The organism is Paenibacillus provencensis, from assembly GCF_042678545.1.
In the GTDB taxonomy this organism is placed as follows: Bacteria; Bacillota; Bacilli; order Paenibacillales; family Paenibacillaceae; genus Paenibacillus; species Paenibacillus provencensis.
This window is the reverse complement of record NZ_JBHTKX010000012.1, coordinates 16,113-32,555: the sequence shown is the minus strand read 5'-3', so window position 1 is coordinate 32,555 and position 16,443 is coordinate 16,113. Positions and strand designations below refer to the sequence as shown.

Genomic DNA, 16,443 nt, shown 5'->3' with positions numbered 1-16,443 from the left:
GATTCAATCAAACTCTAAACATTAAGATTGCATTATCAGGAGGAAGCATGAAGCTTCTCTCCTGATATACAATCGGGTGTGTTTACCGATCGAATTCGCCTTATACAGACAAATTCGAGCTATTCATCAGTCTACAGATACCGGTTCAAGCTCTTCTAGTTGAGATTCGCCGTCTTCCGGATTAGCAAACTTCACACTGCGGTAACGGTTCATACCGGTACCTGCAGGGATCAGTTTACCGATAATTACATTCTCCTTCAATCCAAGAAGCTGATCGACCTTACCTTTGATTGCTGCATCAGTCAGGACACGAGTCGTTTCCTGGAAGGAAGCTGCTGACAAGAAGGAATCTGTTTCAAGGGATGCCTTCGTGATACCCAGAAGGACTGGCTTAGCCACTGCAGGCTCCTTGTCACTAAGAATTGCTGTCTTGTTCGCTGTTTCATATTCATGAGTATCGACAAATGAGCCAGGAAGCAGCGTTGTATCTCCTGCATCCACGATACGAATCTTGCGCAGCATTTGACGAATCATAACTTCAACGTGCTTGTCGTTGATTTCTACACCTTGGTTACGATATACACGCTGTACCTCTTGCAGGATGTAGTTCTGAACACCACGTACACCTTTGATGCGCAGCATTTCTTTCGGGTCAATCGAACCATCCGTAAGCTCATCACCCGCTTCAATCTCCATACCCTCGCTTACGCGCAGACGGGAGCCGTAGGTAACTGCATAGACTTTTGTCTCAGCTTCACCTTGGACTTCAATTTCACGACGATCTTTTGCTTCACGGATTTCTTTGATGACACCATCAATTTCACTGATGGTTGCTTGACCTTTCGGATTACGCGCTTCGAAAAGCTCCTGGATACGCGGAAGACCTTGCGTGATATCGTCTCCTGCGACACCACCAGTGTGGAACGTACGCATTGTAAGCTGTGTTCCTGGCTCACCGATGGATTGTGCAGCGATGATACCAACTGCTTCCCCGATCTCCACGTGTTTACCTGTTGCCAGGTTACGTCCATAACACTTCTTGCAGACACCATGACGCGCACGGCAGCTAAGTACAGAGCGAATTTGCAGTTTGTTTACACCTGCTGCAACGATTGCTTCTGCTTTGTCAGAGTCGATGAGTTCATTACGATGTGCAATGATTTCACCTGTCTCAGGATGACGAACGGTTTGGAAGCAATAGCGGCCTTCAATACGATCGTACAGATCTTCGATAACCTCTTTACCGTCTTGAATACGACTTACGGTAAAGCCTTTATCTGTTCCGCAATCATCTTCACGAACAATTACGTCTTGCGCTACGTCAACGAGACGACGAGTCAGGTAACCAGAGTCAGCTGTACGCAGTGCTGTATCGGCAAGACCTTTACGCGCACCGTGCGTGGACAGGAAGTACTCGAGTACCGTCAGACCTTCACGGAAGTTCGATTTGATTGGGAGTTCGATAATGCGACCGGATGGGTTGGCCATCAGACCCCGCATACCACCCAGCTGTGTAATCTGCGATTTGTTACCACGGGCTTTAGAGTCAACCATGAGCATGATGGAATTGAAGCGATCCATCGATTTCATAAGGACTTCCGTGATATCATCTTTTGCTTTGGACCAGATATCAATTACGCGGTCATAACGCTCTTCGTTCGTAATCAAACCACGACGGTACTGATTCGTAACGACAGCAACCTTCTCATCTGACACACGTAGAATCTCATTCTTCTCATCAGGGACAATAACGTCGGATACACCAACGGTAACCCCAGCGCGAGTGGAATACGTGAATCCAAGCTGTTTGACCTTATCCAGGATCATAGATGTTTGTGTTGTATGGTATACCTCGAAGCAGCGTGCAATGATATGACCAAGATAGTCTTTGCCGACTCCACCCGCTTGAGGTGCATTCATGATCGCTTCTCTAAGATCAGCACCTTTCTCATACACAAAGGAATGCTCCGGCGTACCTTGGAAGAGGTTAGCGCGAGTTGCATCATTAATGTATGGGAAGCTACTTGGGAAGATTTCGTTGAAGATAATCTTACCGACCGTTGTGATCAGCATCGCATTTTGTTGTTCATCCGTAAAGCTTGTTTTGTTGAGAGCTTTAACAGGGATCGCAACACGTGCATGAAGACCTGCAGTTCCGCGTTGGTATGCAGATACAGCTTCATTCACTGTACGAAGGATCATACCTGAGCCTTTTTCTTCTTTGTTATCCATTGTCAGATAGAAGGATCCAAGAACCATATCCTGAGATGGAGTAACAACCGGCTTACCGTCTTTAGGGTTCAAGATATTACCTGACGCAAGCATAAGAAGACGAGCTTCGGCTTGAGCTTCAGCGGACAAAGGTACGTGAACGGCCATTTGGTCACCGTCAAAGTCGGCGTTGTAAGCCGTACATACGAGCGGATGCAAACGAATCGCTTTACCTTCCACTAGAATCGGTTCAAATGCTTGAATACCCAAACGGTGAAGCGTAGGGGCACGGTTAAGGAGTACTGGGTGTTCCTTAATTACTTCTTCAAGGACATCCCATACTTCAGGACTAACACGTTCTACTTTACGTTTTGCACTCTTAATGTTATGAGCCAGACCTTTGTTCACAAGCTCTTTCATAACGAAAGGCTTGAACAACTCAAGCGCCATATCTTTAGGCAATCCGCATTGGTACATCTTAAGGTAAGGTCCTACAACGATAACGGAACGACCGGAATAGTCAACACGTTTACCGAGCAAGTTCTGACGGAAACGACCTTGTTTACCTTTCAGCATGTGGCTGAGAGATTTGAGCGGTCGGTTACCAGGTCCTGTAACAGGACGACCACGGCGACCGTTATCAATCAGAGCGTCAACTGCTTCTTGAAGCATACGCTTCTCATTCTGAACGATGATGTCTGGTGCACCGAGATCAAGAAGGCGTTTCAGACGGTTATTACGGTTAATTACACGACGATACAGATCGTTCAAGTCGGAAGTCGCAAAGCGGCCGCCATCAAGCTGAACCATCGGGCGAAGTTCCGGTGGAATGACAGGAAGTACATCCATGATCATCCAATCCGGTTTGTTGCCGGAGTTACGGAAAGCTTCGATAACCTCAAGGCGCTTAATCGCACGGTTGCGGCGCTGACCTTGAGCTGTGCGAAGCTCTTCTTTCAAGAATTCAAGCTCTTTATCAACATCGAGGTCTTGAAGCAGCTTTTTAACCGCTTCTGCACCCATGCCCGCTTGGAAACCGTAACCGTATTTCTCACGATAGCTGCGGTATTCTTTTTCAGACAGCAGTTGTTTTTTCTCCAATGGAGTTTCACCTGGATCGGTAACAACATAAGATGCAAAGTAAATGATCTCTTCAAGAGATCTCGGAGACATATCCAGAGCCAGACCCATACGGCTCGGAATGCCTTTGAAATACCAGATATGAGATACCGGAGCAGCCAGTTCAATATGCCCCATACGTTCACGGCGCACTTTTGCACGAGTCACTTCAACGCCGCAACGGTCACAAACAACGCCTTTATAACGAACGCGTTTGTATTTACCACAGTGACATTCCCAGTCCTTTGTAGGACCGAAGATCTTCTCGCAGAACAGACCTTCTTTTTCCGGTTTTAGTGTACGATAGTTAATCGTTTCCGGTTTTTTCACTTCTCCGCGGGACCAAGAGCGAATTTTTTCCGGGGATGCAAGCCCGATTTTCATATATTCGAAATTGTTTACGTCCAACAAGGAGCAACCCTCCTTAACCAAGTCCTAAATTTTAGGTTCTCCCCCCTCTGAAGCAAAAAGATTCAAAGGGGATCAGAGCCTGATGAAAAATTCCGGTATTGTTACGGTTGACTATAATGTTACTCTACACCGACTTCTGTGCCTTCAAGGTTAAGGCTTAGTTTATCGCCTGCAGCGTCATCATCGTCATCCGATTCTTTCAGATCGATCTCTTCTTCGTCTTTGGTGAGCATTTTAACGTCCATACCCAAGCTTTGCAGCTCTTTGATCAGTACCTTGAATGACTCAGGGATACCTGGTTCTGGAACATTCTCACCTTTGACAATGGATTCATAGGTCTTCACGCGTCCAACAACATCATCGGACTTAACCGTAAGAATCTCTTGCAGGGTATATGCTGCACCATAGGCTTCAAGCGCCCAAACCTCCATCTCACCGAAACGCTGACCGCCAAACTGAGCTTTACCACCCAGCGGCTGTTGCGTAACGAGAGAGTAAGGTCCTGTCGAACGGGCGTGGATCTTATCGTCAACCATGTGCGCAAGTTTGATCATGTGCATGACACCAACGGTAACTTCACGCTCGAAGCGCTCGCCCGTACGTCCGTCGAAGAGCACAGTCTTACCATTACGCTGCATTCCTGCTTCTTCCATCGTGTCAAATACATCATGCTCGGTTGCACCGTCAAATACCGGTGTAGCCACGTGGATACCAAGCTGCATTGCAGCCATACCCAAGTGAACTTCAAGCACCTGTCCGATGTTCATACGGGAAGGTACCCCTAGTGGGTTAAGCACGACTTGCACAGGCGTTCCATCCGGAAGGAATGGCATATCTTCTTCTGGAAGAATACGGGCCACGACCCCTTTGTTACCGTGACGTCCGGCCATTTTGTCACCCTCGGAGATTTTCCGTTTTTGAGCGATATAGACACGTACGAGCTGGTTAACACCTGGAGGCAGTTCATCACCGTTCTCACGTGTGAACACTTTAACATCTACGACGATACCATCCGTACCATGAGGTACACGGAGCGAAGTATCACGTACTTCACGAGCCTTCTCACCGAAAATAGCATGAAGGAGACGCTCTTCAGCTGTAAGCTCAGTTACCCCTTTAGGTGTAACTTTACCAACAAGAATGTCGCCGGCAGCAATTTCGGCACCAATGCGGATAATTCCACGTTCGTCAAGGTTACGAAGCGCTTCTTCACCTACGTTAGGGATATCGCGAGTAATTTCTTCAGGTCCGAGCTTCGTATCACGCGCTTCAGACTCATATTCCTCAATGTGAATGGAGGTGTATACGTCCTCTTTAACGAGTTTTTCGCTAAGAAGAATCGCATCCTCGTAGTTGTAACCTTCCCAAGTCATGAAGGCAACGACTACGTTGCGGCCCAGTGCCAATTCACCCATTTCAGTAGATGGTCCATCTGCCAAAATGTCGCCTTTTTTAATGTGATCGCCAATTTTTACAATCGGACGTTGGTTAATGCATGTTCCTTGGTTCGAACGCATAAATTTGTGTAATTTATGTTTAACGATATCGCCCTTAACTTCCTTGCCGTCAACGACTTCAATTCTGCGAACCCAAATTTCATTGGCAGAAGATCTCTCAATAATACCGTCATGTTTGGATACAATACATACACCGGAGTCTTTCGCGGCTTTGTGTTCCATACCCGTACCTACAAGCGGAGCTTTAGGGATGAGAAGTGGAACTGCCTGCCGCTGCATGTTGGATCCCATGAGTGCACGGTTGGAGTCATCGTTCTCAAGGAACGGAATGAGCGCCGTAGCAACGGATACTACCTGCTTAGGAGATACGTCCATGTAGTCAACGCGGTCATTAGGCATCGTTGTGATGTTGTCAGACTGCTTGTTGTAACGAACAACGACCATATCCTCAGCAAAGGAACCATCTTCGTTCAATTTGGCATTCGCCTGAGCGATAACGTAGTTATCTTCTTCATCTGCAGTTACATAACGAACTTGATCAGTAACTTGACCTGTCTTCGGATCTACCCAACGATATGGAGCCTCGATAAAGCCATATTCATTGACACGTGCAAACGTAGACAGGGAGTTGATCAAACCAATGTTCGGTCCTTCCGGAGTCTCGATCGGACACATACGACCATAATGGGACGGATGGACGTCACGGACTTCAAAGCCTGCGCGCTCACGAGTCAAACCACCTGGTCCTAGGGCGGACAGACGGCGTTTATGCGTAAGTTCACCCAGCGGGTTCGTTTGGTCCATAAACTGAGACAGCTGCGAGCTTCCGAAGAACTCTTTTATCGATGCAATTACCGGTCGAATGTTGATCAAAGCCTGAGGTGTAATGACATTTGCATCCTGAATGGACATTCTCTCACGAACGACACGCTCCATACGGGAAAGACCGATACGGAACTGGTTCTGCAAGAGCTCACCAACAGAACGAAGACGACGGTTACCCAAGTGGTCAATATCGTCTGTATCACCAATACCATGAAGCAGGTTCAAGAAGTAACTGATGGAAGAAATAATATCTGCTGGCGTAATGTGCTTCACAGATTTATCAATGTTGCTGTTCGCAATCAGTTTAACAACTTTACCATCTTCAATCGGAGAGAATACATCGATTGTTTGAACAGGAATATCATTAGCGTCAAGAACTCCGTTCGCCACATGATAAGTACGTTGTCCAACAGCCTCCTCATTCTCAAGAGCAGGCATGATTTCATCAAGCAATCTGCGGTCAACAATTTGTCCAGCCTCTGCAATGATCTCTCCAGTAGAGATATCAATCAAGGATTCAGCAAGACGTTGGTTGAACAAACGATTCTTGATGTGAAGCTTTTTGTTAATTTTGTAACGACCTACGTTCGCAAGGTCATAACGTTTTGGATCGAAGAAACGCGCTACAAGCAAGCTCTTCGCATTATCCAAAGTCGGCGGTTCGCCCGGACGAAGACGTTCGTAAATTTCGATCAGCGCTTTCTCTGTCGAATCGGTGTTGTCTTTATCCAGTGTGTTCCGGATATATTCATCGTTACCCAGCAAATCCAGAATCTCAGCATCTGTACCGAACCCAAGCGCTCTCAGCAGTACAGTCACCGGAATCTTACGCGTACGATCGATACGAACATAAATAATATCCTTCGCATCCATCTCAAGCTCCAGCCACGCTCCGCGATTCGGAATCACTGTTGCGGTATAAGATTTCTTTGCGTTCTTATCTAATTTGGTACTGAAATAGACGCTAGGAGAGCGAACCAACTGGCTGACAATAACCCGTTCCGCACCGTTGATAATAAAGGTGCCTGTTTCGGTCATCAGCGGGAAATCACCCATGAACACTTCCTGCTCTTTGACTTCGCCCGTTTCCTTATTAATGAGCCGGACTTTTACCCGAAGCGGTGCGGCATAAGTAACGTCGCGTTCTTTCGCGCCGTCTACCGTATATTTCGGTTCACCGAGACTGTAGTCGATAAATTCCAATACGAGATTACCTGTAAAATCCTGAATTGGCGAGATATCCTGGAACATTTCGCGCAATCCTTCCTCCAAAAACCATTCGTAAGATTTTTGTTGGATTTCAATCAGGTTCGGAATTTCGAGTATCTCGTTAATTCGTGCATAACTGCGCCGAGTGCGTCGACCATACTGAACAAGATGTCCTGCCAACTTAAACTCACCCCTCAATGTCTACTCACTTTTAAAAATTACGTTGCGAACCTCTGTTTGTAACCTTATAATGGAACTCATATAAGATGAATCAAGCAGAGAGAGAGCATCCACAAATAAAGAAAAGCCCTTACTCGAATGTTTTTTCGAAAAAAGAGCAACTTATTAGTGAATTTCTCCTTCATCCCAGAAAAACCCACTTACCTCATAGTCTGCCCAAAATGTACATATTATACGCGGATCAGCATATTAATATGCGATCCAATGCGAAAAAAAGATTGACATTTTAACAAACTAAAGCTAAGTAGGGCATCTTAATGCTGACATTTATTAAGAATACCACATTGGCGATACCAAGTCAATAGTCCTATTGCGATATTTTTTAGTTTGTATATACTAACTCGATTATTGTGCAGTCAAACGACAAGCCCCTAACCTCGCAACATATTCGCATTATTTCTCTGCCCTGAATATCCGGTACCCTTTATCCTTTGTCACTTCTTCAACCACACTAAACATCGATTCCAGCTTAGCCTTCGCAGACGGTGCCCCTTGTTTCTTCTGTATAACGATCCACAGCGATCCACCCTTATGAAGCTGCTCATAGGCCTCTTCAAAAATAGCGTGCACAACATCCTTGCCAGCCCGAATTGGAGGATTTGTAAGAATGACATCGAACTTATCTTCTCTCACTGCTTCCAGCCGGTCACTCTGTTTAATGACGGTATTTGCACTTACCTGGTTTTGAATTGCATTATGCCTCGCTAGTTCTACGGCGCGTTCGTTGATATCAATCATCGTAACAACTGCATCCGGCAACAGCTTAGCTGCTACAATCCCAATCGGACCATAGCCACATCCTACATCCAAAACCGACTTGGCTCCCTGAAGATCCATCGCTCCAATAAGAACCCTGCTGCCATAGTCCACACCGTTCTTTGAAAACACTCCTGCATCACTGGTTAGTTTAAGCTTGTTCCCTCTCAGCACGGTTTCAAGAGTTTGTCTATCGTGAGCGGCTTCAGGCTTATTAGAATAATAATGATCAGACATGGGACACCTCCAAATCACCTTCACATAAAAGTTACTGCCATTCATAACAACAAACCCCTTGACTCTATCAAGGGGTTTGTATGTTTTATTTCCAGTTCACTAGTTAAGTGAAATAGATTATTTTACTTCGATAGAAGCGCCAACTTCTTCAAGTTTAGCTTTAACTGTTTCTGCTTCTTCTTTGCTTACTTTTTCTTTCAGTGGTTTTGGAGCGTTGTCAACGAGTTCTTTAGCTTCTTTCAAGCCAAGACCTGTGATTTCGCGAACCGCTTTGATTACGTTGATCTTGGAAGCACCAGCAGATGTCAAGATTACGTCGAACTCAGTTTGCTCAGCAGCTTCAGCACCGCCAGCAGCGCCGCCCATAACAGCTACAGGAGCTGCAGCAGTTACGCCGAATTCTTCTTCGATTGCTTTAACAAGATCGTTCAGTTCCAAAACAGTCATACCTTTAATTGCTTCCAAGATTTGCTCTTTACTCATGGTAGAACCTCCATTATTTAAATTAGTATTTTATATAGCTTGGTAATTCAAAAAATTAAGCGCCTTGCTCTTCTTTTTGTTCGCCAACTGCTTTAACCGCAAGGGCGAAGTTGCGTACAGGTGCTTGAAGCACGCTGAGGAGCATGGAAAGAAGTCCTTCGCGGGATGGAAGTTCTGCCAGTGCTTTAACTTCTTCAACACCAACAACACGTCCTTCAACTACCGCACCTTTCAATTTCAGTGCATCGTTCTTCTTAGCGAAGTCGTTCAAAATTTTAGCTGGAGCAACAGCATCTTCACCGCTGAATGCAATCGCAGTAGGACCTGTCAGAACTTCATCAAGTTCAGTCAGCTCTGCAGCTGCAGTAGCACGGCGAAGCAATGTGTTCTTCAGGACTTGGAATTCGATACCCGCTTCACGAAGCTGTTTACGCAGCTCAGTTACTTGGGCAACGTTCAGACCACGGTAGTCAGCTACTACTGTAGTTGCGCTCTCACGCAATTTCGCAGTTACCACATCAACCGCTTCTTGTTTAGCTTGAATCACTTTTGCGTTTGCCAAATTGTACACCTCCTGATAGATTCCTTGCTCAGTACCGTATGGCACCTCGCATCTTCGTTAACCGCCAGAAGCGGAAGTTTCCCGTAAGATAGGTGAGGCTTGATCCAATATATCAGCTTCATTTATCCAATAAGAAAAGCCTCCGTAGAATCACGAAGGCTTGATAAAGTCACATTGAGCATAGAAACTCAATTGATACGTTCTATCATCACACCTCGGTAGGAAATTAAGCTTATAAAAAGCACCTACTGTCTACGGTAAGCATATTCGAATTTAAGGGTCAGTCACTTAAGACTTAACAACTTTTACAGAATAACAGATTCAGTAGACCAAAGTCAACTGGTATTTATTATCTGTAAGAAGCTGTACTCACACGAGCACCAGGTCCCATCGTTGAGGACAGGCTGATGTTTTTCAGGTAAACACCTTTTGCTGCAGCTGGTTTTGCACGGTTAAGTGCATCGATCAGTGCTTTAAGGTTATCATTCAACTGCTCAGCAGTGAAAGATGCTTTACCGATTGGCGCGTGAATTTGACCTGCACGATCCAGACGATACTCGATTTTACCGGCTTTAATTTCTTGAACAGCCTTGGAAACATCGAAAGTAACCGTTCCGGCTTTAGGGTTAGGCATCAGGCCTTTACCGCCGAGCAGACGGCCCAATTTACCTACTTCGCTCATCATATCAGGTGTAGCTACGCAGACATCGAACTCGAACCAACCTTGTTGGATTTTGTTGATCATATCTTGATCTCCAACAAAGTCTGCTCCAGCTGCTTCCGCCTCTTTCGCTTTGTCACCTTTTGCAAATACCAATACGCGTTGTGTTTTACCTGTACCGTGAGGCAAGACAACAACACCACGCACAGCTTGGTCTTGTTTACGTGGGTCTACACCCAAACGAACTGCAGCTTCAACTGTTTCGTCGAATTTAGCAGTCGCCGCCTTTTTGACAAGCTCAACAGCTTCCAAAGGCTCGTAGCTAGCTTCGCTGTCAATCAGCTTAGCAGCTTCAACATATTTCTTACCATGTTTAGCCATGTTTCTATTCCTCCTTTGTGGTTTTAGCGGATATACCTCCCACATGGCGGACACAAATTGTAGCCCGCGTTACGAACACTTCAATTAGTCTTCGATGGTGATACCCATGCTGCGAGCAGTACCTTCTACCATGCGCATTGCGGACTCAACGTTCGCAGCGTTCAGGTCAGGCATTTTTTGCTCAGCGATTTGACGAACAGCATCGCGTTTAATAGTTGCGACTTTGTTCTTGTTCGGCTCACCGGATCCTTTTTCAAGTTTAGCAGCTACTTTAAGCAGAACTGCAGCCGGTGGAGTTTTGGTGATGAAAGTAAAGGAACGATCTTCAAACACCGTAATTTCAACTGGAATGATCAAACCTGCTTGATCGGCTGTACGAGCGTTGAATTCTTTACAGAATGCCATGATGTTGACACCCGCTTGACCCAATGCCGGACCTACCGGAGGCGCAGGATTCGCTTTTCCTGCAGGGATCTGCAGTTTTACCATTTTGATTACCTTTTTGGCCATGTAAGACACCTCCTTGCATCAATAGTGGTCGACGAGCTTCATAAGCCCTCCCACAAGAAACCAATGTCAGCTTCGATAGAGCTTTTATAATTTCTCCACTTGAGTATAATCCAGCTCAAGCGGGGTTTCCCGTCCAAACATGTTGACGTGAACTTTCAGTTTGCTTTTCTCAGCCAATATTTCTTCCACGGAGCCCACAAAATTCGCAAAAGGACCAACCTTAATTCGTACAGATTCCTTAATGTCGAATTCAATCTTCGGTTTCGGTTCCACCACTCCCATATGCTTCAGAATCTGTTCAACTTCATCTGGCAGCAATGGTGTTGGCTTTGAACCTGACCCTGTCGATCCTACAAACCCAGTCACTCCAGGCGTGTTGCGAACAACATACCAGGAATCATCCGTTTGAATCATTTCGACCAGGACATATCCCGGGTAAATCTTACGCATGACAGTCTTTTTCTTTCCGTCCTTATTCACCACTTCTTCTTCCATTGGAACAAGAACACGGAATATCTTGTCCTCCATGCCCATGGACTCTACGCGCTTTTCCAAATTGGCTTTGACTTTGTTCTCATACCCTGAATAGGTATGAACGACATACCATCTTTTTTCCATATCAAGCCACCTGGGACCCTTCTTAAATTATCGCATCGATCACATAGGAAATTCCGATGTCAAGAACCCAAAAATAAAGCGTGATAACTATAACCGTCCCCAGAACAATCAGGGTGTAGTTAGTTAACTCTTTACGATTAGGCCAGCGAACTTTTTTAAGCTCTGCCCAGCTTTCTGAGAAAAAGGAAAACAGAGACTTGAAACTACGTTTCACGCCGACTACACCTCCAAATTAACTATCTGGTTTCGCGATGAGAAGTCTGCTCGTTACAAAACTTGCAAAATTTCTTCATCTCCATGCGGTCAGGGTGATTACGCTTGTTTTTTGTCGTTGTGTAATTTCTTTGTTTGCAATTCGTACAAGCCAAAGTAATAATTACCCGCATGATGTGCACCTCCCGAAGACATCCGAAGCATTATCAGAAGTCTCTAAATTGATCCTAAAAAAAAGCGCGAATTTAGGCCTACCTAAAACACTTTATCACAAGGGTATATTCATGTCAATGCAAGAATAAGCCTTATTCACTGGCTAAAATAACCTGTAGTCGGCGAACTTTCAGGTCTCGATTTGTTCTCAGAAAGCGTCTCTCTCCTATGCGAACGATAAATTGGACGAACGTGAATGATAGAAACGCCAATATTATACAGTATTAAACATTCCTTTTTTTTAAACGTCCTGTCTTTGAATGCAAGCAAAAAAAGACTCTTATTCGAGTCTTTCTTCAAGTTGCAATATTCTAATTATCTCGTACTTCAAGATATTTCTCAAGCTTGCGCTTCACTCTCTGCAGTGCATTGTCGATGGACTTTACGTGACGATCAAGATCAACCGCTATTTCTTGATAGGATCTGCCGTCTAAATAAAGCATCAATACTTTGCGTTCCAGATCACTTAGAATCTCGGACATCTTGTCTTCCAAGCCGACAAACTCTTCCTGATTAATGATAAGTTCTTCAGGATCACTCACCTGGGATCCACAAATGACATCCAGCAGGGTACGGTCTGACTCTTCATCATAAATCGGCTTGTCCAAAGAAACATAAGAATTCAGCGGAATATGCTTCTGACGAGTTGCAGTCTTGATGGCTGTGATAATCTGTCTAGTTATACATAACTCTGCAAATGCCTTGAAAGAAGCAAGCTTGTCCCCTCTGAAATCACGTATCGCCTTGTAAAGCCCGATCATTCCTTCTTGAATGATATCTTCCCTATCGGCACCGATTAAAAAGTAAGATCTTGCTTTGGCGCGTACAAAATTACGATACTTGTTAATCAAGTATTCCAGCGCCTCACTATCGTTGTTATGAACCGCTTGGACAATATCCTCATCGCTTAGGTAATCAAACTCGGACAACATGATATCTTTGAGGTCAACACTCACTAACAATCCCTCCGGCTGCAACGCAAGGAACCCCGTCACCTATCAAAATAATAGCATCAGTATAAATGATCGAACCTTCCATCGTCAACCACACACCGCCTAAAATTGAAAAGAATGATATAAATGTCAAGAGATACATAATACCAATTATTTACACTCGAAGAGCATTTGTCAATCTCTTCTCCACTGCTCGAACAATTTACGCATTTCCGGTGTGAGCTTTGAATCTATCGTATTTTTTGTCGATTTTTTTTGAAAATCTTCTTTGATGCGTTTGCCGACTTCCTTCTCATTCTGTTCCAGCTCGATCAGAAGTTCGCGCGCAGACAAGCGGAGTGCACCTTGCCCAAAGATGACATGCTGTTCCACCATATCGCTTGTTGCCACATAGATCTGACGTCTGCGGGAGCTGAGCTCGCCAACTAGACGCTCGATGCACTCGTCTGCCGTTTCTTTTTCTTTTGTAAAATAGACCTGGACTTTGCTCTCTGTAAAAGATTTGCCCAGGCCGGGAACTCGGTATGCATCAAATACGACAATGACTCGTCGACCCGAGAAGCCCTGATATTCAGCAAGCTTAGCCAGAAGCTTGTCCCGAGCTCCATCCAGGTCGGTCTGAGCTAGCGCAAAGAGCTCCTTCCACGCTCCGATCATGTTGTAGCCGTCCACGAGAAGCACATCACGGAGATCCTTCATGTCCCGCCAGCCCCTAGGCCTCTCGGGATCGGAGCACTTCGTACATGACTACACCGGCAGCTACAGAGGCGTTCAATGAATTGATCTGTCCTGCCATCGGCAGCTTAAGAAGGATGTCGCATTTTTCACGAACCAGGCGGCCCATGCCCTTGCCTTCGTTTCCAATCACTACAGCAACAGGCCCGGTAAACACTCCATTTCCGAAGACAGACTCCGTCGCTCTTATATCGGTGCCTACAACCCACACTCCAGCTTCCTTCAGCTCCTCAATCGTCTGTGCCAGATTGCTTACTCTTGCTACAGGCACATATTCAGCTGCTCCAGCTGAGGTTTTGGATACTGTAGCTGTCACTTGCGCCGATCGTCTCTTTGGAACAATGACACCATGCGCACCTGTGCAATCCGCTGTTCGCAAAATCGAACCTAGATTATGAGGATCTTCGATCTCATCAAGCAGCACAAGGAACGGAGCTTCTCCCTTCTCTTGTGCGGAAGCAAGGATATCCTCAACCTCAGCATATTCGTAGGGTGCCGCCTGTGCCACAACCCCTTGATGTTGGATACCTGGCACCATCTGGTCCAACTTACGCTTATCGACTTGCTGGATGATGACTCCTGCTTTTTTGGCTTCTGCAATAATCGGCATCGTCAAGTGCTTCTGGGCTTGATCGGCAATCCACACTTTGTTTAACGTTCTTCCGGAACGGAGCGCCTCGATAACCGAGTGCTTGCCGGCAATCCATTCTTCTTCCATAATTCCTTTATCCTCCTGGCTGACGCCTTCATTTCAGTTAGTTGTTATTCTCCTGCTGCATCTGTGTAATCCCCAAATCTATCAGCTCACGCAGCCGCGCTTCCCTCTTGCTTAGGTACAGATATCCGACAAGACATTCAAATGCTGTCGCATGACGATATTGCTGTACATCCGCATTTTTCGGCACGCTTGACTTGGCATTCCGCCCTTGTCTAACCACGTCCATTTCCTTGTCATCCAGCTTCGACTCAATTAGAGACAATATTCGACTCTGTCCTTTGGCTGATACGAAACTGGTCGCTTTCTGGTGAAGGTGATGTGGACGCAGATTGGGTTTCGACAACAAATATTGCCTTACTGCTACCTCGTATACCGCATCCCCGATATAGGCCAGCGCAATGGGCGGAATCAGTTCCGGCTTGCGTGAAGGAGAGTAAGGGAATAACCAATCCTGCTCTCCCTGTTCGCTGAGATTAATATCCGTTTCACTCATTTGCGCCGCCATCTTATGCCTTGAGCCGTATCTTCGATAACAATACCCATAGCAGTCAATTCATCACGAATTTCGTCTGCTCGTGCCCAATTCTTCGATTTACGGGCCTCGTTACGCTCTGCGATCAATTTCTCTACATCCTCGTGCAGATCGTCTTCATCCGATGTGTATATACGGAGCACTCCGTTCATCTCATCGAACGCGGCCAATACTGCCTCAAGCTCTGCACGGTTGGCCACTTCGGCCTGAAGCAGGCTATTGACCTCATTTACCCATTCAAACACGGCAGTAATAGCATCTGGTGTATTAAAATCATCCTGCATTTTTTCATGAAAGCTGGACAAAATTTCGGAAAGTCTGGATTTCAGCTCCTCGGATACAGGCTGGTCCAAGGTTACCGTTCCAAGACGATGCTTCACATTGTTAACCGCAATGGCAATCCGATCCACACTATTCTCGGCCTGTTGCATAATATCTTCACTGAAATTGAGTGGGTTTCGATAATGTGTCGAAAGCATGAAATATCGAATGGCTTCACGGCGATAGAGATTACGTAAATCTTTTACCAAAATCCCGTTCCCTAAAGACTTCGACATTTTCTCATTGTCGATCCGAATGAAGCCGTTATGCATCCAATAATTAGCCAGCGGCTTGCCTGTCAATGCTTCAGATTGGGCCACTTCACATTCATGATGCGGGAACTGCAGGTCTTGACCACCTCCATGAATATCCAGGGTGTCACCGAGCAGCTTGCGCGCCATGGCCGAGCACTCGATATGCCAGCCTGGGCGTCCCGGACCCCAAGGGCTTTCCCAATAAATTTCACCTGGCTTTGCTGCTTTCCATAGAACAAAATCCTGCGGATTTTCTTTGCGTTCATCTACACCGATTCGTATACCGAACTGAAGCTCATCGAGATTTTGCTTAGAGAGCTTGCCATACTCCGGGAATTTATGAGTACGATAATACACATCCCCGCCATTCTCATATGCAATCCCTTCCTTGAACAGCTGATCAATAAAATCAATAATCAGATCCATATTCTCGGTAACTCTCGGATTATGGGTTGCTCTCGGAATGCCCAGTCCATCTAGGTCTTCGTAATATGCTTTAATGAACCGATCTGCAACCTGCGGCACAGTGAGTCCTGTCTGTTCAGCTTTTTTTATCAATTTATCGTCTACATCCGTAAAGTTAACGACATAGTTCACATCATTACCCACAGTCTCTAGGTAGCTACGAACCACGTCGAAAAATATCATCGGTCGTGCATTTCCGATATGGATATAGTCGTATACTGTCGGTCCGCACACGTACATTTTCACTTTTCCCGGCTCCTGAGGAGTAAATACATCCTTGCTCCTTGTGAGCGTATTATAAATATGAAGTGCCATGATTCACGTTCCTTTCAATACATTTCAATCATTATATTGTACCA

At 45.6% G+C, this 16,443-nt stretch carries 15 protein-coding genes and 1 other annotated feature; all 15 genes read right to left on the bottom strand.

What is annotated here, in order from left to right; genetic code table 11:
* Positions 1–126 precede the first annotated feature (126 nt).
* Positions 127–3,741: a DNA-directed RNA polymerase subunit beta' gene (gene rpoC / locus ACFQ3J_RS26100; protein WP_091161589.1), complete on the bottom strand. Its 3,615-nt coding sequence runs from the start codon at positions 3,739–3,741 to the stop codon at positions 127–129.
* A 119-nt stretch (positions 3,742–3,860) separates the two neighbouring features.
* Positions 3,861–7,412 (bottom strand): DNA-directed RNA polymerase subunit beta, encoded by a 3,552-nt coding sequence (gene rpoB, locus ACFQ3J_RS26095; protein ID WP_379294352.1) that lies wholly within the window; start codon positions 7,410–7,412, stop codon positions 3,861–3,863.
* Between the two features lie 453 nt (positions 7,413–7,865).
* Positions 7,866–8,465, bottom strand: a complete 600-nt coding sequence (locus tag ACFQ3J_RS26090) for a class I SAM-dependent methyltransferase (RefSeq protein WP_091161586.1) — start codon at positions 8,463–8,465, stop codon at positions 7,866–7,868.
* A 117-nt stretch (positions 8,466–8,582) separates the two neighbouring features.
* Complete coding sequence (gene rplL / locus ACFQ3J_RS26085; RefSeq protein WP_047914099.1) at positions 8,583–8,948, bottom strand: 50S ribosomal protein L7/L12; 366 nt, start codon at positions 8,946–8,948, stop codon at positions 8,583–8,585.
* Between the two features lie 55 nt (positions 8,949–9,003).
* Positions 9,004–9,510 (bottom strand): 50S ribosomal protein L10, encoded by a 507-nt coding sequence (gene rplJ / locus ACFQ3J_RS26080; protein WP_076315693.1) that lies wholly within the window; start codon positions 9,508–9,510, stop codon positions 9,004–9,006.
* A gap of 123 nt (positions 9,511–9,633) precedes the next feature.
* Positions 9,634–9,786: a sequence feature (ribosomal protein L10 leader region), on the bottom strand.
* Positions 9,787–9,859: 73 nt separating this feature from the next.
* The gene (gene rplA / locus ACFQ3J_RS26075; RefSeq protein ID WP_091161584.1) at positions 9,860–10,552 is read right to left on the bottom strand and encodes a 50S ribosomal protein L1; all 693 of its coding nucleotides are present in this window, start codon (positions 10,550–10,552) and stop codon (positions 9,860–9,862) included.
* A gap of 84 nt (positions 10,553–10,636) precedes the next feature.
* On the bottom strand, positions 10,637–11,062 hold the full coding sequence (gene rplK, locus ACFQ3J_RS26070; protein ID WP_091161582.1) for a 50S ribosomal protein L11: 426 nt from the start codon (positions 11,060–11,062) through the stop codon (positions 10,637–10,639).
* Between the two features lie 84 nt (positions 11,063–11,146).
* Positions 11,147–11,680: a transcription termination/antitermination protein NusG gene (gene nusG, locus ACFQ3J_RS26065; RefSeq protein ID WP_047914103.1), complete on the bottom strand. Its 534-nt coding sequence runs from the start codon at positions 11,678–11,680 to the stop codon at positions 11,147–11,149.
* A gap of 22 nt (positions 11,681–11,702) precedes the next feature.
* A complete protein-coding gene (secE, locus tag ACFQ3J_RS26060; protein ID WP_047914104.1) occupies positions 11,703–11,894 on the bottom strand; it encodes a preprotein translocase subunit SecE in 192 nt (63 codons plus the stop codon).
* Positions 11,895–11,916: 22 nt separating this feature from the next.
* Entirely contained in the window at positions 11,917–12,066 is a 150-nt protein-coding gene (rpmG, locus tag ACFQ3J_RS26055) for a 50S ribosomal protein L33 (protein WP_072735843.1), read from the bottom strand.
* Positions 12,067–12,417: 351 nt separating this feature from the next.
* Complete coding sequence (gene sigH, locus ACFQ3J_RS26050) at positions 12,418–13,062, bottom strand: RNA polymerase sporulation sigma factor SigH (RefSeq protein ID WP_047914105.1); 645 nt, start codon at positions 13,060–13,062, stop codon at positions 12,418–12,420.
* A 171-nt stretch (positions 13,063–13,233) separates the two neighbouring features.
* A complete protein-coding gene (locus tag ACFQ3J_RS26045) occupies positions 13,234–13,758 on the bottom strand; it encodes an NYN domain-containing protein (RefSeq protein WP_091161581.1) in 525 nt (174 codons plus the stop codon).
* A gap of 13 nt (positions 13,759–13,771) precedes the next feature.
* Entirely contained in the window at positions 13,772–14,512 is a 741-nt protein-coding gene (gene rlmB, locus ACFQ3J_RS26040) for a 23S rRNA (guanosine(2251)-2'-O)-methyltransferase RlmB (RefSeq protein ID WP_091161579.1), read from the bottom strand.
* Between the two features lie 37 nt (positions 14,513–14,549).
* Positions 14,550–15,005 (bottom strand): Mini-ribonuclease 3, encoded by a 456-nt coding sequence (locus ACFQ3J_RS26035; protein ID WP_091161577.1) that lies wholly within the window; start codon positions 15,003–15,005, stop codon positions 14,550–14,552.
* On the bottom strand, positions 15,002–16,399 hold the full coding sequence (gene cysS, locus ACFQ3J_RS26030) for a cysteine--tRNA ligase (protein ID WP_091161575.1): 1,398 nt from the start codon (positions 16,397–16,399) through the stop codon (positions 15,002–15,004). The genes ACFQ3J_RS26035 and cysS overlap by 4 nt, the downstream gene beginning before the upstream one ends.
* Positions 16,400–16,443 lie beyond the last annotated feature (44 nt).

Excerpts from the sequence above, each read along its gene's own strand:
- ACFQ3J_RS26090 (WP_091161586.1), bottom strand. The coding sequence starts at position 8,465 with ATGTCTGATCATTATTATTCTAATAAGCCTGAAGCCGCTCACGATAGA.
- rplL (WP_047914099.1), bottom strand. The coding sequence starts at position 8,948 with ATGAGTAAAGAGCAAATCTTGGAAGCAATTAAAGGTATGACTGTTTTG.
- rplA (WP_091161584.1), bottom strand. The coding sequence starts at position 10,552 with ATGGCTAAACATGGTAAGAAATATGTTGAAGCTGCTAAGCTGATTGAC.
- rplK (WP_091161582.1), bottom strand. The coding sequence starts at position 11,062 with ATGGCCAAAAAGGTAATCAAAATGGTAAAACTGCAGATCCCTGCAGGA.
- nusG (WP_047914103.1), bottom strand. The coding sequence starts at position 11,680 with ATGGAAAAAAGATGGTATGTCGTTCATACCTATTCAGGGTATGAGAAC.
- rpmG (WP_072735843.1), bottom strand. The coding sequence starts at position 12,066 with ATGCGGGTAATTATTACTTTGGCTTGTACGAATTGCAAACAAAGAAAT.
- ACFQ3J_RS26045 (WP_091161581.1), bottom strand. The coding sequence starts at position 13,758 with ATGAAGGATCTCCGTGATGTGCTTCTCGTGGACGGCTACAACATGATC.
- rlmB (WP_091161579.1), bottom strand. The coding sequence starts at position 14,512 with ATGGAAGAAGAATGGATTGCCGGCAAGCACTCGGTTATCGAGGCGCTC.
- ACFQ3J_RS26035 (WP_091161577.1), bottom strand. The coding sequence starts at position 15,005 with ATGAGTGAAACGGATATTAATCTCAGCGAACAGGGAGAGCAGGATTGG.
- cysS (WP_091161575.1), bottom strand. The coding sequence starts at position 16,399 with ATGGCACTTCATATTTATAATACGCTCACAAGGAGCAAGGATGTATTT.